The following is a 24,086-nucleotide window of genomic DNA, read 5'->3' on the forward strand; positions in this document are numbered from 1 at the left end:
GGATAAGCTATGAAGAAAAATATTTTATTCATTTCGCCGACTGGAACCTTGGATAATGGGGCAGAGATTTCTATTTTCCATCTGATGAAGTATTTGGTTCAAGATGGCTACGACGTTATCAATGCGATACCAGATTATCATGTCCAAGTCCAGCAAGACTATATTTCTACTCTTGCAAAAGAAGGAATTAGAACCATTGCTCTGCCATCCGTAAAATGGTGGTGGGAGGATGCACCAGGTGGTCTTCCTGGAACTCATGAAGAGAGGGTAAATTCTTACCAAGAAAATATTGCTGCGCTGAGAAAGTTAATGGTAGATAGCCATATTGACTTGGTCATTACAAATACAGTTAATATGTTTCAAGGAGCAGTAGCAGCAGCTTGTGAGGATATTCCGCATTTCTGGCTGATTCATGAATTTCCTGAGGGAGAATTTGGTTATTATAAAGAGAAAATTGGTGTTATAGACTCTTTAGCAGATGAGATATTCACTGTTACAGGAAACCTTCAAAAATCGCTATCTTTTCTCTTGCCTCAGCGTGAAATTAAATCGTTTATTTCGCATAATGAAGTCGTATCAATAAAACTAAAACAAGGAAGCAAGAAAAGATTTGTTTCTGTTGGTCGAGTAAATGATAATAAAAATCAGATTGAACTGATTCAAGCTTATCAAAATTTAGAAAATGCTTCGGATTATGAGCTTGTATTTATTGGTGGTTGGGATGAAACTTATAAAAAGAAATGTGATGATTACATCCAAGAGAACCGATTAACCAATATTTTCTTTTTGGGGCACAAAGATAATCCTTGGGAAGAGTTAACATCAGAAGATATCTGTGTTTTTACTTCCAAAATTGAAACTTTTGGTTTAGTATACATAGAGGCTATTTTAAATGGAATTCCAACGATAATATCAGATAATCAAGGATATATGACAGCCTACAATTTATTTGAAGTCGGTACGATTTACCAATTAGGAAATATTGAACAGTTGACGAGTATTTTGCAAGATTCTATAAAAAACTTCTCACAGCAAAAAGACTTTGTTGTAAAACAAAGAGAGAGGATTCAAAATGTTTATCGAATAGAAAATAACTATGCTGAGTTGTTAAATGCAATAACAGAGGATAATGTGAAAAATAAGAAAATATTGTATTATTTTAATAGTCTATTTGAATTCAAAAAAGTATCTGAAAGAAAAATTACCCATCTATTTAAAAAAATTATAAGAAGAATTATGAAATAGTGAATATTATTAAGAAACAGTAAATGGTAAAAAGAAATGGCATTTACTGTTTCTTTCTTTGCAACACAAATCACCAAGAAAATGATATAATAGACTAGATTGTAAATCTTTGAATAGAGGAAAAGCATGAGACATGTCTTCATCATTGGGAGTCGCGGACTTCCTGCTAAATATGGCGGATTTGAAACTTTTGTTGAAAAATTAGTAGAAAATAAGGTTTCTTCCCAAATCCAGTATCATGTAGCTTGTTTGTCAGATGATGAAGCTTTTCATCATTTTGATTACAAGGGAGTGGATTGCTTCACCGTTAAGGCTCCTAAGTTGGGGCCGGCTCGGGTGATTGCTTATGATATGATGGCTATCAATTATTCTCTAAAGCTAGTGCAAGAGCAGCAGATTGAGCGTCCAATTTTTTATATTTTAGGCAATACGATTGGAGCCTTTGTGGCGCCTTTTGCACATAAAATTCATAAAGCGGGCGGGACTTTCTTTATCAATCCAGATGGTCTGGAATGGAAGCGGGCCAAGTGGCCTAAGCCAGTTCAAGCCTATCTTAAATATTCTGAGAAGGTTATGACCAAGTATGCTGATCTGGTCATTGCGGACAACCAAGGCATTGAAAGCTATATAAAACTGTCCTATCCTTGGTCTAAGACGGCTTTCATTGCTTATGGAACAGATCTCCAGCTATCTTCTCTTGACTCTCAGGATGCTCGCGTGCATGATTTTTTTGAGAAATGGCAGAGCAGAGAAAAGGAATATTATTTGATTGTTGGACGTTTTGTGCCAGAAAATAACTACGAGACCATCATTCGGGAATTTATAAAATCCAAAACCCAACGTTACTTGCTCATTATCTGCAATCATGAGGGAAATCCTTATTATGAAGAGCTTAAGCAAAAACGGGTTTTGATAAGGATGCTCGGATTAAGTTTGTCGGGACAGTCTATGATCAGGAACTGCTCAAATATATCCGCAATCAAGCCTTTGCCTATTTGCACGGCCACGAAGTCGGTGGAACTAATCCTGGACTTCTGGAAGCTCTGGCTCAGACTGATGCCAATTTGGTTTTGGATGTGGACTTCAACCATCAAGTAGCCAAAGAAGCCGCTCTTTACTGGCAAAAAGAAGAGGGGCAGTTGGCCCAGCTGATTGACCGAGTGGATGGTCAGATCGACTTTTCTGAGCTAGGTCAGGCAGACCAAAAAAAATATGAAAGAAAACTACACCTGGGAAAAAATTGTGGGTGAATACGAGGAGCTATTTTTATCATGAAAGTGACCATTCTTCTGTCGACCTATAATGGTGAGAAGTTTTTGGCAGAGCAGATTGAAAGTATTCAAGCTCAAACTTATAGGGACTGGCAGCTTTTGATTCGAGATGACGGCTCTAGTGATGGGACACGAGCGATTATTGAGGATTTTTGCCGTCAAGATAGCCGGATTTTCTTTATCAATCCAGAAGAAGCTCAAAATTTGGGTGTCATTAAGAGCTTTCATAGCTTGCTTAAGTATCAGGATTCGGATGTTTACTTTTTTAGCGATCAGGATGATGTCTGGTTGCCAGATAAGTTGGCGCTTCAGTTAGCAGCAGCAGAGAAATACGATGCTTCCGTACCTTTGTTGGTTTATATGGATTTAAAAGTAGTGGATCAGGACCTAAATGTTGTTCACGAAAGTATGATTCGGACGCAGTCTGACCATGCCAATACAGAATTGATTCAAGAATTGACGGAAAATACGGTGACAGGTGGCGTTTCGATGATTAACCGCGCTCTGGCTGATTTGTGGACAGGGCAGGAGGAGCATGAACTGCTTATGCACGATTGGTATCTGGGCTTATTGGCTTCGGCTTTCGGACAGCTCGTTTATCTGGATCAGCCAGGTGAACTCTACCGCCAACATTCGAATAATTTGTTAGGAGCCCGAACCTTACGCAAGCGAATGAAGAACTGGATTCATCCTAGCCGTCTATTTGCTAAATATTGGAAATTGATAAAAGACAGTCAGACTCAGGCCCGCAACCTTCTCATCCAGCCTCTGACAACTGAAAATAGAGAAATTATTGAAAATTTTGTGACAATCATGGAAGCTCCTTTTGCAGAGCGGCTGCGACGTATTCGAAAGTATGGCTACAGAAAAAATCGTGCCTTTCATACTTTAGTTTTCACGACACTCATTCTCACAAAATTTGCTTATAAGGAGTAATATGCATGCTAGATTATTTTAGCCAAAAAAACTGGATTCTCTTGAGAGAATTGGTTAAAACAGACTTCAAATTGCGTTATCAAGGCAGTTTCATTGGGCATTTGTGGTCGATTTTAAAACCCTTAATGCTTTTTACCATTATGTATCTTGTTTTCGTTCGTTTCCTGCGTTTTGATGATGGGACGCCTCATTATGCAGTATCGCTTCTCTTAGGGATGGTGACTTGGAACTTTTTCTCAGAAGCGACCAATATGGGCATGATGTCCATTGTTGCTCGAGGGGACTTACTGCGAAAACTGAATTTTTCTAAATCAATTATCGTTTTTTCAGCTATTACTGGTGCAGCGATTAACTATGCGATCAATTTGTTGGTTGTTTTTGCTTTTGCTCTGATTAATGGAGTATCAATCACGCTAGGATGGCTAGTTATTATCCCGCTTTTTCTGGAATTAGTTTTGATTTCAGCTGGTTTTGCCTTTATGTTGGCGACACTTTTTGTTAAATATCGTGATATTGGACCCATTTGGGAAGTAGTGCTGCAGGCAGGCCTGTATGCGACACCGATTATTTATTCACTGACTTATATCCTGAAGGGTGGGCATGTTTTGGTCGCTAAGCTGATGATGCTGAATCCAATGGCTCAGATTATTCAAGATCTTCGTCATTTTATCGTTTTCTCAGGCAGTACTCGGGGCTGGGATTTGATGGACCATTACTGGATTGCTCTGATTCCTTATTTATTGCCAGTAGTGATATTTGGACTTGGATATTATATCTTTAATAAAAATGCTAAGAGATTTGCGGAGATTCTATAATGTCAAATAATATTGCAGTAAAAGTTGACCATGTTAGTAAGTTTTTTAAACTGCCAACAGAGTCAACACAAAGTTTAAGAACAAGTCTAGTCAACCGCTTTCGGGGAATCAAAGGTTACAAAGAGCAGAATGTTCTTAAGGATATTTCCTTTGAAGTGGAAAAGGGAGATTTCTATGGAATTGTTGGCCGTAATGGTTCTGGCAAGTCCACTCTTCTTAAAATTATCTCAGAGATTTATATTCCCGAAAAGGGCACAGTGACCATCGATGGCAAATTGGTTTCTTTTATCGAGTTGGGTGTCGGCTTCAATCCAGAGCTGACCGGCCGGGAAAATGTCTATATGAATGGCGCTATGCTGGGCTTCTCAACTGAAGAAGTAGATGCCATGTACGATGATATCGTGGAGTTTGCTGAGCTGGGTGAGTTTATGAATCAAAAACTTAAAAATTATTCTAGCGGGATGCAGGTTCGCTTGGCTTTTTCAGTTGCAATCAAGGCTCAAGGGGACATTCTGATTTTGGATGAGGTTCTGGCTGTGGGGGACGAAGCCTTTCAGCGCAAGTGTAATGATTATTTCATGGAACGGAAGCATTCAGGAAAGACAACTATTTTAGTAACTCACGATATGAATGCCGTCAAAAAGTATTGTAATAAAGCTGTTTTGATTGAAAATGGATTAGTCAAAGTTGTCGGAAATCCAGATGATGTAGCTAACCAATACAGTCTGGATAATGCAACTGACACAAAAGCCATGAACGAAGATTATGTCGCTGAAAAGGAATCTGAGGCAGTATCTGATTTAGAGGTTCGTCTACTAAGCTCTCCTCAGACAGCACCAACTGAAGAAATTGAATTTGAAATTAGCTATCAAGTCAATCAGAATATGGCAACCTACATAGCTTTTTCACTGACTGATATTGACCGTACCATTTGGTTGTATAATGATAATTCAATGGATAATTTGACAGAAGGAACAGGAAAAAAGACACTAAAATACAAATGCCATCTTTCCCAAATCAATCATGCAAAATTGAAATTGCAGGTTTCTGTGCGTGATGAAGAGAATCAGATTTTAGCCTTTGCAGATTCTAAGAATACTCCGGTCCTTATTATCAGCCGACGGGATATTGAAGATGGCGATACCTCTGCAAAAGACTCAGCAACGGGATTGATTCAGCGTAATGGGGTCTGGGAGATCTCTCAATAAAATGATAAGGTGTTTTCATGGAACGAATATTACTCTATGTTCATTTTAATAAATATAAGCGCGTGAGTAATCATGTCTTCTACCAATTAGAACAGCTCAAGCCCTTGTTTTCCAAAATCCTTTTTATTTCAAATAGTTATATAGAGGAAAAAGTTAAGAAAAAGTTGCAAGAAGCATTTGGAATAAGCAATGTGTTGGAGCGGGACAATCAAGGTTATGATTTTGCGGCTTGGCGGGATGGAATGAGCGCCATAGGTTTTGAGGAGCTCAAAACCTACGACTCTCTGACTTTGATGAATGATACTTGTTTTGGTCCGCTCTGGGATTTGGAGCCTATTTATAAGAGGTTTGAGGCGGACGCTCAGGTTGATTTTTGGGGTATGACCAACTTTCGAAAAACAAAGTATTTTGAAGAACATCTGCAGAGCTATTTTGTTACCTTTAAGCAGCAGATATTGAGGGCGACTTATTTTCAAGAATTTTGGGAACAGGTAAAAGATTTTACTGATGTTCAAGATGTGATTGACCGCTACGAGACGAAATTCACCCAATATTTTACAGAGGCAGGTTTTACCTATCAGGTTGCCTTTGATACTCGTCTAGAAGAAGCAGAGGATTTAATCCATCCAGACTTTACTTATTATAAGCCTTTTACTATTCTTGAGAAAAAGGTTCCCTTTTTGAAAGTGAAAGCTATCAGTGGCAATCCTTTTTCTGCGAGGTATCTGCTGGAAGAAATCAAAGAGAGAACTTCTTATCCTGTTTCTTTAATTTCCGAGCATATATTTGAATATATTGGTCCAGATGTACCCTGCCTTTTGCAGGATAAGCAGCTTTCGAGAGATGATAAGAATGACTCGCCAGAAAAGCCGGTAGCTCTTCATATTCATGTGACAGACCTTCAAGTCTTCGAGCAATTTAAAGAAAAATGGGAAGATCTTTCTCTACAATACCAATTTGTGGTGACGACAGCTGACGAAGAAATCTTTGCTCAGCTTTTGGGAAACGTATCAGACCGCTATCAGGTTCTTTTTGGAAAAGAAGAAAATCCTATGCAGGCGATGCTTGAACAGAGTGAGTTGCTACAGCAATTTGCTTTTGTTGGGCATATTTCTACTGCAATTTTAGTAGATGGAATGCCTCAGCTTGATAATTGGATGCGTAGTGAACTGATGGAGATGATGTTTGAAAATGCCAATGCTAGTATTAAAGTCTTGGAACAAGATGATAAGCTTGGGCTCGTTATACCAGATCTTCCAAGTTTAGTCAGATATGGATTGTTTGAGCAAAAAATATTTCGGAAAGAAATGGCTGCAATTTGGCAAAAACTCCATTGCCAGAAACCGTTTGATTTTGAACAACATCCTGTTTTTGCCAGAGTGTATGGTGGCTTTTTTTGGTTTAAACCTTCCGTATTGACTGGTCTTTTTCAAAATGAGTACCAGTTATCAGCTCAAATAGAACCTCAAGTTTTAGAAAGTTTATTGGTTTATTTGGCTTGGGATCAGGACTATGATTTTAAAATCATGCCTAGAACCCCATTGCCTGCTCTATTAGACTTGCAAAGAGAAGCAGAACAATTAATCCAGCAGAAAGGGAAACTGGTTCATAAGAGCCTAGCAAAAAAAGTTAGAAGGTATTTATCGAATCTTTTTAAAAGTTAGATAATAGTTTCTGTAGAAAGAATAATGAAATTTTTAGTCAATTATTATAAGCAGATTTCCTATTTGCTTATCAGTTTTTTAGTTTTGGATACCATAGCTGTTGCGACTTTATTCTTGTTTCAAGTAAATAAGAGTTTAGACAATTATGCCAGCCTCGGTTTGGTTTTTCTTGTTTTAATAGCGGTTTTATTTGGTGTAGGTCAGATTGTTGCCCAACTGTTTAATAGAAAATTATTAGTTTGGTCTTTTCTCGTTTATGGAATCTACGCCCTGTTTTCTTATTTGCTGACTGTGACGCAGCATGTGAATGATTTTGATTTTAAAGCAGAGAATATTTTTAGTAATCACTTTGTAGAAGTTAACGGTTTACCTTACTTACTGCTAATATTTTTATTTGCTTATCTCATTAACCGCTTTTCTTCTCTTCAAAAATATCATTCCCGAAGCTTTCTGACTGTTGATGAATTCAATAGCGGTTTTCTAGAGACACTGTTCTTGTCCCAGTCTTTTCTTCTCTTATCGTTAACAGATAGTAAGATGACCGCTATTTTTCAGCAACAGAGTTTGTTAATGACTTATCTTACAGATAGCGGATTTGAAATTTCTCAAGATTCTATTTTTAAGTTAATTGGTGTTATTATTTTACTCTTTTTCCTATTTTCGCTTCCTAGCTTTTTAGCGGTAAAGGGATTGATAGATATTTCGAGAAATAAAGGAAGCCTTTCAGTTGCAGTCTTATGCAGCGCAGCTTTTTCTGTCATCTTCAACTATACTATTCAAAATAGTATTCGAGCGGATGTTTCTGTTTTAGAACTTCATTTATTTACTGGGGCAAGTCTCTTTCAGATAGCAGTCTTTTTTACACTATTTATTTTTATCTATCTTGCTTTTAATCAAATTTTTCTACCCACAATTATCATATTGGCAATAGGCATTAGTTCCACCATTGCCAGCAGTTTGAAATTTCAATATCGACAAGAACCAATTTTGCCAAGTGATATCAGTTGGCTAAAAGATCCTAAGCTTTTATTTGATTTTCTTGGTGGTAATTATGGAATCTATGCGATTGCTAGTGTGGTAGCTATTGGTCTTTTCTATTGGTTTTTCCGTAGGAAAATTTTACCTGGAAAAATAATCGCCATGGTAAAAATTCAACTTATTTCACTGGTTATTCCTATTGTTTTTTTCTTAGGTGTTTTACAGATATTCTCTTCGAAAGAGAATGGTAAAGTTGCCGATAATATTCCAGTTGTGTCTATTTTGAATAATTACCATGATTTGACTTGGTTTGGAAATACAGTAAATTCGCAAATGCGGTCGGTCTCGTTTGTTTGGTTTACTCAATTATCTGATAAGCCTATGATTCAGCCAACGGGATATTCTAAAGAAAAAATTCAAGAATTAGAAAAGAAATATGGAGCACTAGCTGATTCTATCAATCAGGAACGTAAGCAGAAAATAGAAGAACAGACGGTCATTTATGTTCTTAGTGAGAGCTTCTCTGATCCAGCACGGATTTCTGGTGTATCTATGTCACAAAATCCTATTCCTAATATTCAGGAAATCATGTCTAAGACTACCAGTGGGTTGATGCAATCAGATGGCTATGGCGGTGGAACTGCGAATATGGAGTTCCAAACGCTGACTGGCTTACCGTTTTATAACCTATCGCCTTCTGTCTCAGTCATTTATACGGAAGTTGTACCAAAGATGAACAAACTTCCGGCTATCAGTGATTTTTACACTTCTCAAAATCGTACCGTGATTCATTTGGCCTCACCAAGTAATTATTCCAGAGACATCATTTATAAAGATCTGGGCTATGATACCTTTATTCATTATGGAACTCAAGGGTTGCAGGGAGATCATATTGGTGGAAACTATAGTGATAAAACGACCTATAATCAAGTCTTAGATCGCCTAAAAACAGACCAAAGTCAATTTTTCTCAGTTATGACGATGCAAAATCATATGCCTTGGACGGAAGTCAATCCGATTTATATGTCTGCTAGTTATCCAGGTTTCACGGAGGCAGGAAACAAATCCTTATCCAGCTATGTAAGGATGCTCTACCACACAGACAATGCGACCAAGGAGTTTCTAGACAAGCTTTCTAAAATTGATAAAAAAATAACAGTAGTCTTTTATGGTGACCACTTGCCGGGTCTGTATCCTCAGTCAGCATTTAAGGATCATCCTGAAAATCAATATTTGACCGATTACTTTATCTGGAGCAATTATGAGACACCTAAGTTGAACTATCCTTTGGTCAATTCTAGTGATTTTTCAGCCTTGCTACTTGAGCAGACCAATTCGAAAGTATCTCCTTACTACGCTTTATTGACGGAGGTTCTCCATAAGGCTAGTGTGGACAAGAAGGCACTGGATTCATCAGCTCAGGAAATTGCAGATGATTTGAGATTGATCGAATATGATATGGTTGGTGGTAAAGGCTATCTTTCGAAGGATTTCTTTGCTATACCAGCAAAAATAAAAAATAGAATAGGTTTACCAATTCTATTTTATATTATTTTATGCTAAACTAGTAGTAAGGGGGTGAAGATATGATAAAGATTTTTGGGAAAGTACGCTATCATTGGCAACCAGAAATGTCGGTATTGGTGATTTATTGGTCTTTGTCAGTCATTCCAATTTTTATAGGACTGGCCTTGATGTACGAAAGCTCCAGCGTTCCGACTCTTGTCCTCTTTTCATTCTTTTTGTTTATGGTCTTACTGGCTATCGGTGTACATAGATATTTCACGATTTATGATGACGGTATTTTGCGTATTATTACGGCAAATCCTTTCACACCAATCAAGATTGACATTTCAACGATTGAGAAGCTAGAAGTAACAAAGACGTCTATCACCCTTCATTTTACAGGGAAGAGTCGCAGCAGGACCTTCTGCATGCGGAAGTGGCCAAAAAATATTTTGTCAATGCCCTAGCTTTAAATGATCATTTTAAAGGCGAGGTTGAATTAGTAGATAATCTGACTCTTCTAGATTATTTTGAAGTCTACTATGGTGACCAAGCCAAGAAACATTAATCTTTTAGTAGGGCTCGGGTTGGACAGTTTTTAATAGCTTCGAGGATTTCAGGCTGACTAGCAACCTCTTTTTCTAAGAGCTGGTCGTCTTGATAAAATTTGACAATGCCATTATCGTGATAATCAAATAGATCTGAGTAGGTCTGGCAGAGTCCGCAAGCAATGCAACGTTCGGGAATGAGTGTAACTTTCATACTCATATTGTAATAAGATTTTTAGAAAAACTCAAGGAGGAAGTCATGGAAAAAGAACCATGGGAAGCAGATGTATATGATAATGGAGCAGAGAAATTGAATCGCAGAAAGAAAAGTCAGGCGAGTCAAGTTGATCGCTGGCTGACAATATTAGCAGCTGTTTTTCTAGTGATGGTCATTGCTATGGCACTATTTTTCGCTTATCTATCTACTGGTGGAAGTAATAAAAAGACCGTTATGGATGGATTTTATGGCACTTCTAACGCAGCAGCAACTTCAAGTAGCAGTGCGGAGCAACCAGCTCCATCAGAGCAACCAAGTGAATCAGAAGAAACGCCAACTCAGTCTTCAGAAGGTACTTTGACTGTTCAGCCTGGTGAAGGAGAAGCTGCGATTGCGGCGCGTGCAGGTATCTCTATTGCAAAATTAGAGCAGCTAAATCCATCGCACATGTCTACTGGTTCTTGGTATGCCAACCCAGGTGATATTGTTAAGATTCAGTAGGAGCGGGTTATGAAACAGATTCAGATTGCGATTGATGGACCTGCTTCAAGTGGAAAATCCACTGTTGCAAAGATTATTGCCAAAGATTTTAATTATACCTATTTGGATACGGGTGCCATGTACCGTGCAGCCACTTACCTAGCTTTACAAAATCATTTGACTGAAAATGATGTAGATGAGATCGTAGCCTTGCTCGAGACTTATTCGATTAGTTTTGGTCGTTCTGAGAGTGGTGAGCAGTTGGTGTTTGTGGGGGATGTTGATGTCACCCATCCGATTCGAGAAAATGAAGTGACAAACAATGTCTCTTGGGTTTCTGCTATTCCGCAGGTTCGGGAAAAATTAGTGGCCCTTCAGCAGTTGATTGCTACACAAGGCGGTATCGTTATGGATGGCCGTGATATTGGAACGGTTGTCTTACCAAATGCGGAACTGAAAATTTTTCTAGTGGCTTCGGTTGAGGAAAGAGCAGAGCGCCGCTACAAGGAAAATCTTGAAAAAGGGATTCCGGCTGATTTGGAAACGCTCAAAAAGGAAATAGCGGAGCGGGATTACAAGGATAGTCATCGCGAAGTATCACCTTTGAAACCAGCGGCTGATGCCATCCATTTTGATACGACAGGTATTGGAATTGCAGAAGTTGTCAAATTTATTGAAGAAAATGCAAAAAAAATCATTGACAAATAAAAAGAAACTTGGTATGATAGTAGAGTTGAGAAAAGCAGAAGTGAGAACTTCTCGCCTTGCGACTAACGTTGTCTGGCTCTACAGGATTCAGTTTCAGTGATGAAATACTATCATGTAGTGCGGGTTTGCGTTAGCAGGTCCGCACTTGTTTTTCTCTAAAAATAAAAAAAGAAGGTGAAAACCATAGCAAAACAAGACTTATTCATCAATGATGAAATTCGTGTGCGTGAAGTTCGGTTGATCGGTCTTGACGGCGAACAATTAGGTATTAAACCGCTTAGCGAAGCGCAATCTCTTGCGGATGAAGCGAATGTCGATTTGGTCCTGATTCAGCCACAAGCTAAACCACCTGTTGCGAAAATTATGGACTATGGCAAGTTCAAGTTTGAGTATCAGAAAAAGCAGAAAGAACAACGTAAAAAACAAAGCGTTGTCACTGTGAAAGAAGTACGTCTCAGTCCTACCATTGATAAAGGGGACTTTGATACAAAACTTCGTAACGCACGCAAGTTCCTTGAAAAAGGAAATAAAGTTAAGGTATCCATTCGCTTTAAAGGCCGGATGATTACCCACAAAGAAATCGGGGCTAAGGTCTTGGCAGACTTTGCTGAAGCAACTCAAGATGTTGCAATCATTGAGCAAAAGCCTAAGATGGATGGACGTCAAATGTTCATGCAAATGGCACCGATTAGTGACAAAAAATAAACTGTCAGAAAGTTAGAAAAGGAGATTTTATCATGCCAAAACAAAAAACACACCGCGCATCAGCTAAACGTTTCAAACGTACAGGTTCTGGTGGCTTGAAGCGTTTCCGTGCTTACACTTCTCACCGTTTCCACGGAAAAACTAAGAAACAACGTCGTCATCTTCGTAAAGCATCAATGGTTTCTGCAGGAGATTTCAAACGTATCAAAGCAATGCTTACAGGTCTTAAATAAGAGACTTTGTGACAATTATCTAGGAAATATTTGGAGGAAATAAAACATGGCACGTGTTAAAGGTGGCGTTGTATCACGCAAACGTCGTAAACGTATTTTAAAATTAGCTAAAGGTTACTATGGAGCAAAACACATCTTGTTCCGTACTGCAAAAGAGCAAGTAATGAACTCTTACTACTATGCATACCGTGACCGTCGTCAGAAAAAACGTGACTTCCGCAAATTGTGGATCACTCGTATCAACGCGGCAGCTCGTTTGAACGGACTTTCATACTCACAATTGATGCATGGTTTGAAATTAGCTGAGATCGAAGTAAACCGTAAAATGTTAGCTGACTTGGCTGTTAACGATGCAGCAGCTTTCACAGCTCTTGCAGATGCAGCGAAAGCTAAACTTGCTAAATAAGAAGATAAAAAGTTGAAACGATGTTTCAGCTTTTTTCTTGTTAGGGTGACAATCACCAAGTGTTTTAGTATAATATAGTGAGAATGGATGGAGGAGTGAATGATGATATCAAATCGGTTAGCTTGGGATGAATATTTTGCAGCACAGGCTCTTTTGATTGCCAATCGTTCGACCTGCAAACGCGCCAAGGTCGGAGCGGTCTTAGTCAAGGATAATAAGGTCATATCGACCGGCTACAATGGCTCTGTTTCAGGAACGGAGCACTGTATTGATCATGAGTGTTTGGTCATTGATGGTCATTGTGTACGGACCTTGCATGCGGAGGTCAATGCTATCTTGCAAGGAGCGGAGCGAGGCGTGCCTAAAGGCTTTACGGCTTATGTGACCCATTTTCCCTGTCTCAACTGTACCAAGCAACTGCTTCAGGTCGGCTGCAAACGCGTAGTCTACATCAACCAATATCGTATAGATGACTATGCCCAGTACCTCTACCAGGAAAAAGAAGTGGAACTGGTTCATTTACCGCTGGATGATGTCAAGAAGGCCATCGCTCAGACGGATTTGGTTTAGGCGAGAAGTTCTGGAGGTAAAAGGAGAAAGTAGATGAATGATAAATTGGCAGCCGCTTGGCAATATTTCTTTGAAGGACAGTTAAACAAGGCCGAAGAACTAGAGCAGCAGCTGGAAAAAGATTCCTTTAGCCGCTGGAATTTACGGGCCTATCTAGCTGTAGAAAGGCAAGATTATCAGAACGCTTTTGCAAATTTAGAGGCTTATCTGAATCAGGCTCAGAAAGAAAGTGATAGAGAAAATGAGCATATCGCTTATCATCAGCTAGGTTATGTTGCTAGATCTGCGGGAGATTTTTGTCAAGCTTTAGAGTGGATTGAAAAAGAAGCTGCTTTCCTAGCGAAGTATTTCCCAGATGACCATTATCGTCAATCAGTTAATCTCTATGAGCTAGGCTATCTAAATCTTAAATTAGGCCGATTGACTCAAGCTCAGGATTTTATGCAAAAGTCACATATCTATTCTATGGAGTCAGATGATGTGGTAAATCATGCATGTAGTTGCCGAGGCTTGGGTGAAATTGCTCAAGCTTTGGGAAATCTACAAGCAGCAAGAACCAACTTTGTGGCTGCTATCAGACTTTTTGACCAAGCTGGTGATGCTATCGGTAAGGCGGAAGTTGAAGAGTTGTTAGCAAGCTGCCCTTAGTTTATCATTCAATAAAGCTATAGTTTCTGATTATAGCTTTTTCTATTAAAAAAATTCTGAATTTTTAGGGAAAAGTGGTATAATGAGAAAGTTATATAGTCCCGATAAGGTGGTAGTTATTTCTATCAGTGCTTTGTAACTCTATAACAATTTATTTAAGGGGGGACATTTCTATGTCAGAACGTAAACTTTTCACGTCTGAATCTGTATCGGAGGGACATCCTGATAAGATTGCAGACCAAATTTCCGATGCTATTTTGGATGCTGTCTTGAGTCAGGATCCAGATGCCCATGTGGCTGCTGAGACAGCAGTTTATACAGGCTCGGTTCATGTTTTTGGTGAAATTTCGACCACAGCTTATGTAGATATAAACCGTGTGGTTCGTGATACCATTGCAGAGATTGGCTACACCAATACAGATTATGGCTTTTCTGCAGAGACAGTTGGCGTCCATCCATCTTTGGTGGAACAGTCACCAGATATTGCTCAAGGGGTCAATGAAGCATTTGAGGTTCGGGGAAATGCTCAAAAGGATCCGCTGGATTTGATTGGGGCGGGTGACCAAGGCCTTATGTTTGGCTTTGCGGTGGATGAAACGCCAGAGCTCATGCCATTGCCTATTTCTCTGAGTCACAAGCTGGTGCGTCGTTTGGCAGAACTGCGCAAATCAGGTGAATTGTCTTATCTACGACCAGATGCCAAATCTCAGGTTACGGTCGAATATGATGAAAATGACCGTCCAGTGCGTGTGGATACAGTAGTTATTTCTACCCAGCATGATCCTGAAGTCAGCAATGAACAGACTCATCAGGATGTTATCCAAAAGGTCATTGCTCAAGTGATTCCAAGCGAATACTTGGATGGTCAGACCAAAGTCTTTATCAATCCTACTGGCCGCTTTGTTATCGGTGGTCCACAAGGAGACTCTGGTTTGACAGGGCGTAAGATTATTGTGGATACCTATGGTGGCTATTCTCGCCACGGCGGTGGTGCCTTCTCTGGTAAGGATGCAACCAAGGTCGATCGCTCTGCCTCTTACGCGGCTCGTTATATCGCTAAAAATATCGTAGCTGCTGGTTTGGCTAAAAAAGTAGAAGTTCAGTTGGCCTATGCCATTGGGGTTGCTCATCCAGTTTCCGTTCGCATTGATACTTTTGGAACTGGCTTGGTTTCTGAAAGCAGACTTCAGAACGCTGTCCGTCAGATCTTTGATTTGCGTCCGGCAGGTATTATCCAAATGTTGGATTTAAAACGACCGATCTATCGTCAAACGGCTGCTTACGGTCATATGGGTCGAACAGACATCGATCTTCCTTGGGAACGCACAGACAAGGTAACTGCGCTCCAAGCGGCTTTGCAATAAAATAGTAGCTCTCGGTTTAAACTGAGGGCTTTTTTGTCTAGGAAAATGGATAAAACTATGATATAATAAAGAGTAATACTGTGAAAGAGCTAAATTTTAAAACATGAAAAAAATTGTAATTAATGGTGGTCGCCCTTTAAAAGGAGAGGTGACTATTAATGGTGCTAAAAATAGTGTTGTGGCCCTTATCCCAGCTATTATTTTAGCTGATAATATTGTTACTTTAGATGGTGTACCGGCGATTTCGGATGTGGATAGCCTCATCGAAATCATGGAAATCATGGGAGCGATTGTCAAGCGGTCTGGCGATTGCTTAGAAGTTGATCCTAGAAACATTAAGAATATGCCGATGCCATCTGGTAAAATCAATAGTTTACGGGCGTCTTACTATTTCTATGGAAGTTTACTAGGGCGTTTTGGAGAAGCGACAGTTGGTCTTCCTGGAGGTTGTGACCTTGGTCCTCGTCCGATTGATCTCCATCTCAAGGCTTTTGAAGCGATGGGAGCTCATATGACCATGGAAGGCAATTATATGAAATTGTCAACGGATGGCAAGCGCTTGGCTGGAGCTAGTATTTACATGGATACCGTTAGTGTCGGTGCCACGATTAATACGATGTTGGCCGCAGTCAAGGCTGAGGGGCGTACGGTGATTGAAAATGCGGCACGTGAGCCAGAAATCATCGACGTAGCGACCCTGCTGAACAATATGGGAGCTCATATTCGTGGGGCTGGGACTGACATTATCACGATTGAAGGTGTGGACAGCCTTCATGGAACGCGTCATCAGGTTATTCCGGATCGGATTGAAGCTGGGACCTATATTTCTTTGGCAGCAGCAATTGGACAAGGTGTCCAGATAAATAATGTTCTTTATGAACATTTGGAAAGTTTCATTGCTAAGTTAGAAGAAATGGGTGTGCGCATGACCATTTCAGAGGATAGCATCTTTGTAGAAGGGCAGAAGGATTTAAAGGCTATTAACATCAAGACTTCGCCTTATCCTGGTTTTGCCACTGATTTGCAGCAACCGATCACTCCGCTCTTGCTGACCGCTCATGGTCATGGAAAAATCGTTGATACCATCTATGAGAAACGGGTCAACCATGTCGCTGAATTGGCAAAAATGGCTGGTAAAATCTCAACCGCTAGCAATCAAATCGTCTATGAAGGACCAAATCAACTGCAAGGTGCTTCTGTCAAAGCAACGGATTTGCGTGCAGGTGCAGCCTTGGTGATTGCTGGTCTGATGGCACAAGGCCGAACAGAGATTACCAATATTGAATTTATTTTACGCGGTTATTCCAATATTATTGAAAAATTAAGAAGTCTGGGTGCTGACATCCAGCTCATCGAAGAATAAGCGTTCATCGCTTATTTTTTATAGAGGAAGCATATGAATTTGTGGACACAGTTAGCAGCTTTTTCTTTTATTGAAACGGAGCATTCGTTTTTACGCCCGATTCTTTTTGGAGATGCAAAATCCCTTTATAAAATTGCTTCTAATCCGGATAATACCGAGTTTATTTTTCCGACTGAAAGTAGCTTACAGGAAAGTGAATATGTCATCGCCAATTATTTTATGAAAAATCCTTTGGGAATTTGGGCAATTTGTGATAAAGAAACGAATGAAATGATTGGTTCCATTAAATTTGAGAAAATGGATGAGATAAAAAAAGAAGCGGAGCTAGGATATTTTTTGAGGAAGGACTATTGGGGACAGGGCTTGATGACCGAAGTTGTCCGTGAATTGGTTTTTCTTTCCTTTACGACATTCGACTTTAAGCGTCTAACCATCATCACGCATGAAGAGAATCTAGCTAGTCAAAAAGTTGCACAAAAAGCTGGTTTTAAGCTCTTCCGTCAGTTTAAGGGGAGCGATCGCTACACGAGAAGGATGCGAGATTACACCGAATATCGCTACGAAAAAGGAGATTTCAATGAGTAAACACCAGGAAATTTTAGCTTATCTTGAAAATCTTCCAATTGGCAAGCGGGTCAGCGTTCGGAGTATTTCAAATTACTTGGGTGTCAGCGACGGAACTGCCTACCGAGCAATCAAGGAAGCTGAAAATAGAGGAATTGTCGAGACCAGACCCAGAAGTGGGACTGTCCGAGTCAAGTCGAAAAAAGTTGTTTTAGAGCATCTGACTTATAAGGAGATTGCTGATATTACTGGCTCAGAGGTACTTGCCGGTGAAAAAGGACTAGAAAAAGAATTTAACAAGTTCTCAATCGGAGCGATGACCGAGCAAAATATCCTACATTACTTAAATGAAGGCGGTCTTCTTATTGTCGGGGATCGGACGCAGATTCAGATTTTGGCTCTTGAAAATGAGAATGCCGTGCTGGTAACGGGAGGTTTTGAAGTCGATCCAGAGGTTTTAAAACTGGCCAATCGCATTGAAATTCCCGTCCTAAGAACCAAGCACGATACCTATACCGTGGCGACCATGATTAACCGCGCTCTGTCCAATATCCAAATTAAAACTGATATTTTGACGGTAGAACAAGTTTATAGAGCCAGTCACGAATATGGTTTCTTACATGACACAGATACAGTTCGTGATTATCTGGACTTGGTTCGTCGTAATCGGACCAGTCGTTTTCCAGTCGTTAATCAGCATCAAATGCTGGTTGGTGTCGTGACGATGCGGGATGCGGGAGATAAGTCTCCTTTGACCACCTTGGACAGGGTGATGACTCGCACGATTTTCATGACTGGACTATCGGCGAATATTGCCAATATCAGTCAGCGCATGATTGCAGAGGATTTTGAGATGATTCCGGTGGTACGTGGCAATCAGACTCTCCTTGGAGTGATTACACGTCGGGATATTATGGAGAAAATGAGTCGCTCACAGATTTCCAGTTTGCCGACCTTCAGCGAGCAGGTGAGTCAGAAGATTCATCGCCAAGAGGATGTTTTTTCTTTCACTGTCGAGCCTTTCATGCTGGAGCAAAATAGGGTCTTGGCTAATGGCGTCCTGACTGAAATTATCACTCGGATTACGCAGCAGTTGATGACAAGAAGCGGCCGCAGCTTGATCGTCGATCAGATGATGATCCATTTCTTTCAAGCAGTTCAAATTGATGATGTCCTGCAGATTCGGCCCCGCATTATTCATCAAACGCGGCGAACAGCAGTGATTGACTATGATATCTACTTAGATTCGCTATTCGTTGCCAAAGCGACGATTACTGTAAAAATTAATTAGTAAAGAGGTTATAATGATTACTATAAAATCACAACGTGAAATTGATTTAATGGACAAGAGCGGAGATTTTCTGGCTTCTGTTCATATCGGTCTGAGAGACTTGATCAAGCCAGGTATTGACATGTGGGACATTGAAGAATATGTCCGCAAGCGCTGTAAAGAAGACAATGCTTTGCCCCTTCAGATTGGCGTAGAGGGCAGCGTTATGGATTATCCTTATGCGACTTGTTGTTCCCTCAATGATGAGGTGGCCCATGCCTTTCCTCGCCATCAAAAGTTAGTCGAAGGTGATATCATTAGTGTTGACATGGTTGTCGGTTTAGTAGACAAGGCTGAGCTGGATGTCTCCAAGCTGGATTTTGACAATGTAGAGCAGATGAAGCAATACACAGAAAACTTCCGTGGCGGTGTCGCAGATTCTTGCTGGGCTTATGCAGTTGGTCAGATTAGTCCAGAAGCGCAGCAGCTCATGGATGTGACCAAGGAATGTCTCTACCGAGGAATTGCAGCTGCAAAAGTTGGCAATCGCATTGGAGACATTGGTGCAGCTATTCAAGAATACGCTGAAAGTCATGGCTACGGAGTGGTGCGTGATTTAGTTGGTCACGGGGTTGGCCCAACCATGCATGAAGAGCCAATGGTACCACATTATGGCCGTGCAGGACGCGGTTTACGCCTGCGAGAGGGAATGGTTCTGACTGTCGAGCCAATGATCAATACAGGTACATGGGAAATTGACACGGACTTTGAAACAGGTTGGGCGCATAAAACCCTTGATGGCGGTCTTTCTTGCCAATATGAGCACCAATTTGTCATTACCAAAGATGGTCCTGTGATTCTAACCAGCCAGGGAGAAGAAGGGACTTATTAAGCATAGAGGGCTGGGCTTGTCCCAGCCTTTTTGAATAGGAGAGAGATGTGACAGGATTCATCAAAAAGATAAGAGAAAATGAGTTTCTCAGAGCTTTTTTCCATTTTTATCAGGCATCGGAGGCAGATATTACCAGTATTGCTGTGGCCTACTATTTTCTGATTTCGATTTTTCCCTTGTTATTGATTGCGGCAAATATTCTGCCTTATTTTCAGATTCGGCCAGATGAGCTCTTGGTCGCGCTGAAAGATTTACTGCCAGAATCATTGTATCTGACGATCGCCAAGGTTGTCCGAGATGTGCTAACCAAGCCTTCGACAGGTTTGCTGAGTATTTCTATCCTATCTGCCCTCTGGACTTTTTCCCAGAGTATGACTTTTCTGCAAAAGGCTTTTAATAAATGCTATGGTACGAAGCAAGGGCGGGGTCTTATCTGGGAGCGGATCTTTGCTTTTATCATGAGTCTAGGTTTGCAAGTCCTACTAGGCTTGTCGCTCGGTTTGACCATATTCGGTCGAATGCTGGTTGGGATTCTTTATAATTACTGGCAGTTTGACCGTGGCCTCTACCAGCAGTTGCTGACCATGACAGAGCCTACAATTTACTTGATGCTCTTTCTTTCGCTGATTCTGCTTTATTTTTCTTTACCCAATGTGAAGATTCCCAAAATCCGCTATGTGCTACCAGGTGCGATCTTGGTTCTTGTTATCATTTATAGCCTCATGAACCTTTTTACTGTTTATATTGAAGCTTATCTAGATCGCTTTTTAGATGTGCGTTTTGTCGGCTCAGTGGTGGTTGTGATTATCATGTTTTGGTTTATCCTGATTGCCAAGGTGCTAATCGTCGGTGCTGTCCTCAATGCAAGCATCCAAAGTCGCTTTGTATCGCACTTTGAAAGCCGTAGTGGTGAGTTTATTTTGAGATTTGATGACGAAGGACAAGCAGATATGGATACAGATATATAATAGGTGAAAGAGGAGAATTAAAGTATAATTTATACATTTCTATTCTCCATCTGATAATAGCCTAGCCTTTCTATTAGCTGTTTAGGGGGTGTTGCAGAAGACAGATATGAGTTTCAAATTGGAATGACCAGAGGAGTAAGGGGAGGGGAAGACACTCCCCTTTTATGGTATAATGGGACAATGACATTTTTCTGTTTGGAAATCATTCCAAAATAGATTCAAAAGCTAACGAATTGTCCAAATCAGAATAAAGGAAAAGTCAAGAGTATTTCAAACAAAAATATGGTAAATAGGGGGAGAAAAATGAAGAAAGTACTAACAATGGTCGGATTCGTCCTGTTGGGTGTTCTGCTTCTATGGGGTTATCATAGTTATCAACAATCAGAGCAGGATAAACAAGAACGCCAACAATCAGAGCAGGCCAAGCAAGAACGCCAAAAATATGAGAATATGGATTACTATACAGGGAAATGGGAAATTGATTCGTATGAGTTTTTAGAAGATGGCAGGGGCGTGGCCGTGCATTGGAAGTCTCTGACTCCAGAAGAAGATCGATTGTTTGCCAAATACAATCCAGAGGTGGCTGAGAATTTTTTAGGCGTTCATGGAGCTTCCAATCAACGCTATATTGTTCGTGATTATTTCCATAATTCTACCTATAGAGGGACACAAAAATTACCAAAAGAGGATCCCGAAGTTTATTATGCCATGTCCATCTATCGAATAGGTGATCGAAAATTGGAAGGTAGTCAGCTCGATATTTATAAACTTGTAGAGGACTATAACCCTGATTATATACCCGAGAAAACTGGTGGTATTATCGAAAAGGATGGTAAGGATTATATACCGTTACAAGTATACAAACGAGGATGGGAGCTATCACAGAAAAAACAATTATGGCTGAACTTAGAAACCAAACAAATTGATTGGGAAGATACAAAAATACAACAGTTTCCTAAATCACCGTCGGTAGATTTAGGTCCTTTAAAGGACAAAATGGAAGAAATGACAGTAATGTTTGGAACAACTACTGTATTCGATAAGTTTTATCAAAATCAACTTTCCTTTCATCAGGATGTATTGAAGGGAAGTGTTTTGGAGACAGCTGCGCCTAAAGTTTATCAATTATTAAGTAAGCAAGATTCACAGTTTTATCTCCTAATTGATTCTAAGATATATAACCATGAGGTTTATGGAGATGTTCCACAGTTTCTTGATTTGTATCAGCTTTTTGTCCCAGCCAATACGAATCTTTACGAAGGGCTGACGATTCCAGCTGAACTCAGTAAGGATGATCAAGAGCATTCAGTTAATAGCAAAGAAGAGTTTGACTTGTATTACGATGTTGCTAAAGACCGCGAACTGAACAAACAACGTCGAATATTGGTTGAAAAAGGAGAATAAGAGGGCGATTAGCTCTATCCTTTCAAAGTCAAATAAAGGAGGATTTTTACCAAATGAAATACCTAAAGACTCTCAGCTTCCGAACTAAGGTGTTTGTGGGCTTGCTTCTAGTTTCTTTGGTGGGCTATGGTGTCTATTCCTATACCTGGCCCATATATGTCCAGTGGCAGGAAGACCATGAGGTATTGATAGTCAAAACAGAGGTGGAGCGTATCGAAACCTTTGGTTCCCAGAACCGTTATGTTTATTATAAAACAAGAGACTCAGTGACTCCAGATGTTTTATCTAACCATTATGTCATGAAGACTGCCAAACTTGTTGGTAGAGAAAGTAATCAACCAGTCGAGTTATCATTTGATGTGTATGATCTCAACCATTTAGAGAACCCACCAAAGACGATTGATGTAGTCAAACTGGTTCAAAGCTATGATGAAAGTTATAAGTTAGACTTTCAGGCAAGAAGAGGCTATACTGATGGGGGAAAGGATTATATCGTTCTTTCTTTAGTGAATAAGGAGAATAAGGAAGATAAGAAGGAGGTTGCTTTGGATGTGGATTCTGAACAGATAGTGCCAGCTCTACCTACAGATAAAACAGATTCCAAACGATCTGCCTTCTCTTTTACTTATACTAATTTGGATGATATAGCCACTGAATACGGCTTCATACCCACTTACGATTTAGCCTACAGTAATGATTCAAAAGTGAGAGAAGATACTAATATAAACTTTATTAGGGACTACCCCGAATATTATAAGGCTATGGAGGGAGCCGCTAATATAGTAGTAAGAAAAGGAGCCTATTATGATCCGGAAGCTATTTTCCAAGATATGCGGCATTGGTTTGCGCCGGTCGGTCAGGATAAGCTAGATGTTGTTGGGATAGATCCTAAAACAAAGGAAGAGACTCCGCTCAACAGTTTCCAAGAGTATCAGGAATGGTATGAGAAACACGTAAAATAGATTTGGAAGGACTCCACCAGGGCTTGGAGACTGTCAAAAGTGTGGGCAAGAATGTTTCTGATTTTTTCCATGGTGGTCTGAAAGCAGCCTCATCCTTGTTTGGATAATAGGAGAAAATAAATGGATAAGATACAAAAAGATATTAATGATGCACTTGAAACAGCACGAAGATTAAGCTTAGTAAAGGCGATTTTTGGACTATCTCTATATTCTCTTATGGTTATGATTGGTACGTCTTTACCGATAAGTTTATTTCGAATGGCTAGTGAAGCTGGGTATGACCCAGCTATTCCACTGACCTCAATGGTTACACAGCTAACATCAGTGGAAAAAGGGCTCATTCCCCCAGATAGTTTCTTTGGCTTTCTATTTTTTCTTTGTTGCGGTCATTTTACTTGTTTTTATATTATTTCTAAAAGAAATCGCATTAAAGCCTATTTAATGACTCAGATTTTTCAATTGTTTTTGCTCGTAATTACATATTATAGTTGGTTTGTAGCCATCTTGTATTTAATCCCTCTAGTAGCAGTTCGTATCGTTTACTGGATTGGGTTTGTCTTATCACTGATTTACCTTATCTATATCCTTGTTACAAAGCAACGCGCTAGAAAGGATTATTTCTCCTCAGAATATTATAAAAATTTTTTGAATGTGATTTTATTCTTATGGTTGTTGATGTATGGAATCAACCTCTTTACTCACGGGCTTAATCATTTCCTAGCGTATCTCTTGCTTGCTTTATTACCTATTGCACCTATTTTACTAGGACTATTTTTGGTATCATTTTTCAAGTCCAATGTAGTAACGCTAGAGAACTTGAATGCAGTCAATAAAAACCAAGAGAAATACCGTGAGGAATATGGTTATACCATCGAAGAATGGTATGGGAAAAAGTCAAAAATGTATAAGGAATATATTAAGAAGCAACGAGGCATTAGTAAATAACTATCTATCCCAAGCTTTCCACCTGAGTTGCCTTCAGGTGGTTTTTCTATGCTCTTCTCATGCCGATTTGATATTGTAGTATTACATGATGTGAGCAATAAGGCTGCGCTAATGGATTTTAAAGGTGAAGACTATACTCGAGAGAATCTAGCTAGCGATTGTACTGACCTTTATCAAATATATCAAGAGGTTGCTTAACAAGCAATCAGCTAGCCT

23 protein-coding genes, 2 pseudogenes and 1 other annotated feature are annotated in these 24,086 nt (G+C 39.8%); of the genes and pseudogenes, 24 read left to right on the forward strand and 1 reads right to left on the reverse strand.

The window, feature by feature from the left end; all coding sequences use genetic code 11:
* The first annotated feature begins 9 nt into the window (after window positions 1-9).
* From I872_RS01935 to I872_RS01970, 8 genes and pseudogenes are all read left to right on the forward strand, one after another.
* Window positions 10-1,245, forward strand: coding sequence for a glycosyltransferase family 4 protein (locus tag I872_RS01935; RefSeq protein WP_015604478.1), 1,236 nt, complete (start codon window positions 10-12; stop codon window positions 1,243-1,245).
* A gap of 126 nt (window positions 1,246-1,371) precedes the next feature.
* Window positions 1,372-2,520, forward strand: a pseudogene (cps2T, locus tag I872_RS01940) (beta 1-4 rhamnosyltransferase Cps2T).
* Window positions 2,517-3,452, forward strand: a complete 936-nt coding sequence (locus tag I872_RS01945; RefSeq protein WP_015604479.1) for a glycosyltransferase family 2 protein — start codon at window positions 2,517-2,519, stop codon at window positions 3,450-3,452. The pseudogene cps2T and the gene I872_RS01945 overlap by 4 nt, the downstream one beginning before the upstream one ends.
* 5 nt (window positions 3,453-3,457) lie before the next feature.
* A complete protein-coding gene (locus I872_RS01950; RefSeq protein WP_015604480.1) occupies window positions 3,458-4,267 on the forward strand; it encodes an ABC transporter permease in 810 nt (269 codons plus the stop codon).
* A complete protein-coding gene (locus I872_RS01955; protein WP_015604481.1) occupies window positions 4,267-5,475 on the forward strand; it encodes an ABC transporter ATP-binding protein in 1,209 nt (402 codons plus the stop codon). Before I872_RS01950 ends, I872_RS01955 begins: the two co-directional genes overlap by 1 nt.
* A gap of 17 nt (window positions 5,476-5,492) precedes the next feature.
* Window positions 5,493-7,139 (forward strand): rhamnan synthesis F family protein, encoded by a 1,647-nt coding sequence (locus tag I872_RS01960; RefSeq protein WP_015604482.1) that lies wholly within the window; start codon window positions 5,493-5,495, stop codon window positions 7,137-7,139.
* 24 nt (window positions 7,140-7,163) lie between these two features.
* Entirely contained in the window at window positions 7,164-9,680 is a 2,517-nt protein-coding gene (locus I872_RS01965) for an LTA synthase family protein (protein WP_015604483.1), read from the forward strand.
* Window positions 9,681-9,703: 23 nt separating this feature from the next.
* A pseudogene (locus I872_RS01970) lies at window positions 9,704-10,191 on the forward strand (EbsA family protein).
* Here I872_RS01970 and I872_RS01975 read toward each other — a convergent pair.
* Complete coding sequence (locus I872_RS01975; protein ID WP_015604484.1) at window positions 10,188-10,385, reverse strand: ferredoxin; 198 nt, start codon at window positions 10,383-10,385, stop codon at window positions 10,188-10,190. The pseudogene I872_RS01970 and the gene I872_RS01975 overlap by 4 nt on opposite strands.
* A gap of 45 nt (window positions 10,386-10,430) precedes the next feature.
* Between I872_RS01975 and I872_RS01980 the strand changes: the two genes are divergently transcribed.
* From I872_RS01980 to I872_RS02055, 16 genes are all read left to right on the forward strand, one after another.
* Window positions 10,431-10,889 carry an SAG1386/EF1546 family surface-associated protein gene (locus tag I872_RS01980; RefSeq protein ID WP_015604485.1) on the forward strand — a complete coding sequence of 153 codons (459 nt, stop codon included), beginning with the start codon at window positions 10,431-10,433 and terminating at the stop codon, window positions 10,887-10,889.
* Between the two features lie 9 nt (window positions 10,890-10,898).
* The gene (gene cmk, locus I872_RS01985) at window positions 10,899-11,576 is read left to right on the forward strand and encodes a (d)CMP kinase (protein ID WP_015604486.1); all 678 of its coding nucleotides are present in this window, start codon (window positions 10,899-10,901) and stop codon (window positions 11,574-11,576) included.
* Window positions 11,577-11,602: 26 nt separating this feature from the next.
* Window positions 11,603-11,733: a sequence feature (ribosomal protein L20 leader region), on the forward strand.
* A 17-nt stretch (window positions 11,734-11,750) separates the two neighbouring features.
* A complete protein-coding gene (gene infC, locus I872_RS01990; RefSeq protein ID WP_015604487.1) occupies window positions 11,751-12,281 on the forward strand; it encodes a translation initiation factor IF-3 in 531 nt (176 codons plus the stop codon).
* A gap of 32 nt (window positions 12,282-12,313) precedes the next feature.
* On the forward strand, window positions 12,314-12,514 hold the full coding sequence (gene rpmI / locus I872_RS01995; RefSeq protein ID WP_015604488.1) for a 50S ribosomal protein L35: 201 nt from the start codon (window positions 12,314-12,316) through the stop codon (window positions 12,512-12,514).
* 46 nt (window positions 12,515-12,560) lie between these two features.
* Window positions 12,561-12,920, forward strand: coding sequence for a 50S ribosomal protein L20 (gene rplT / locus I872_RS02000; protein WP_005590588.1), 360 nt, complete (start codon window positions 12,561-12,563; stop codon window positions 12,918-12,920).
* Between the two features lie 102 nt (window positions 12,921-13,022).
* A complete protein-coding gene (locus tag I872_RS02005; protein WP_015604489.1) occupies window positions 13,023-13,490 on the forward strand; it encodes a deoxycytidylate deaminase in 468 nt (155 codons plus the stop codon).
* Between the two features lie 33 nt (window positions 13,491-13,523).
* Entirely contained in the window at window positions 13,524-14,138 is a 615-nt protein-coding gene (locus tag I872_RS02010) for a tetratricopeptide repeat protein (RefSeq protein WP_015604490.1), read from the forward strand.
* Between the two features lie 173 nt (window positions 14,139-14,311).
* A complete protein-coding gene (metK, locus tag I872_RS02015) occupies window positions 14,312-15,502 on the forward strand; it encodes a methionine adenosyltransferase (RefSeq protein ID WP_015604491.1) in 1,191 nt (396 codons plus the stop codon).
* A 103-nt stretch (window positions 15,503-15,605) separates the two neighbouring features.
* The gene (locus tag I872_RS02020; RefSeq protein WP_015604492.1) at window positions 15,606-16,865 is read left to right on the forward strand and encodes a UDP-N-acetylglucosamine 1-carboxyvinyltransferase; all 1,260 of its coding nucleotides are present in this window, start codon (window positions 15,606-15,608) and stop codon (window positions 16,863-16,865) included.
* Between the two features lie 33 nt (window positions 16,866-16,898).
* A complete protein-coding gene (locus I872_RS02025; protein WP_015604493.1) occupies window positions 16,899-17,450 on the forward strand; it encodes a GNAT family N-acetyltransferase in 552 nt (183 codons plus the stop codon).
* The gene (gene spxR / locus I872_RS02030) at window positions 17,443-18,720 is read left to right on the forward strand and encodes a CBS-HotDog domain-containing transcription factor SpxR (protein ID WP_015604494.1); all 1,278 of its coding nucleotides are present in this window, start codon (window positions 17,443-17,445) and stop codon (window positions 18,718-18,720) included. Before I872_RS02025 ends, spxR begins: the two co-directional genes overlap by 8 nt.
* 13 nt (window positions 18,721-18,733) lie before the next feature.
* Entirely contained in the window at window positions 18,734-19,591 is an 858-nt protein-coding gene (locus I872_RS02035) for a methionyl aminopeptidase (RefSeq protein WP_015604495.1), read from the forward strand.
* A 47-nt stretch (window positions 19,592-19,638) separates the two neighbouring features.
* Window positions 19,639-20,559, forward strand: coding sequence for a YihY/virulence factor BrkB family protein (locus I872_RS02040; RefSeq protein WP_015604496.1), 921 nt, complete (start codon window positions 19,639-19,641; stop codon window positions 20,557-20,559).
* 303 nt (window positions 20,560-20,862) lie between these two features.
* Window positions 20,863-21,963, forward strand: a complete 1,101-nt coding sequence (locus tag I872_RS02045) for a hypothetical protein (protein WP_015604497.1) — start codon at window positions 20,863-20,865, stop codon at window positions 21,961-21,963.
* 53 nt (window positions 21,964-22,016) lie between these two features.
* Complete coding sequence (locus tag I872_RS02050; protein ID WP_015604498.1) at window positions 22,017-22,925, forward strand: hypothetical protein; 909 nt, start codon at window positions 22,017-22,019, stop codon at window positions 22,923-22,925.
* Window positions 22,926-23,045: 120 nt separating this feature from the next.
* Window positions 23,046-23,870 carry a hypothetical protein gene (locus tag I872_RS02055; protein ID WP_015604500.1) on the forward strand — a complete coding sequence of 275 codons (825 nt, stop codon included), beginning with the start codon at window positions 23,046-23,048 and terminating at the stop codon, window positions 23,868-23,870.
* Window positions 23,871-24,086: the final 216 nt, after the last annotated feature.

This window comes from Streptococcus cristatus AS 1.3089 (assembly GCF_000385925.1).
Lineage (GTDB): Bacteria > Bacillota > Bacilli > Lactobacillales > Streptococcaceae > Streptococcus > Streptococcus cristatus_B.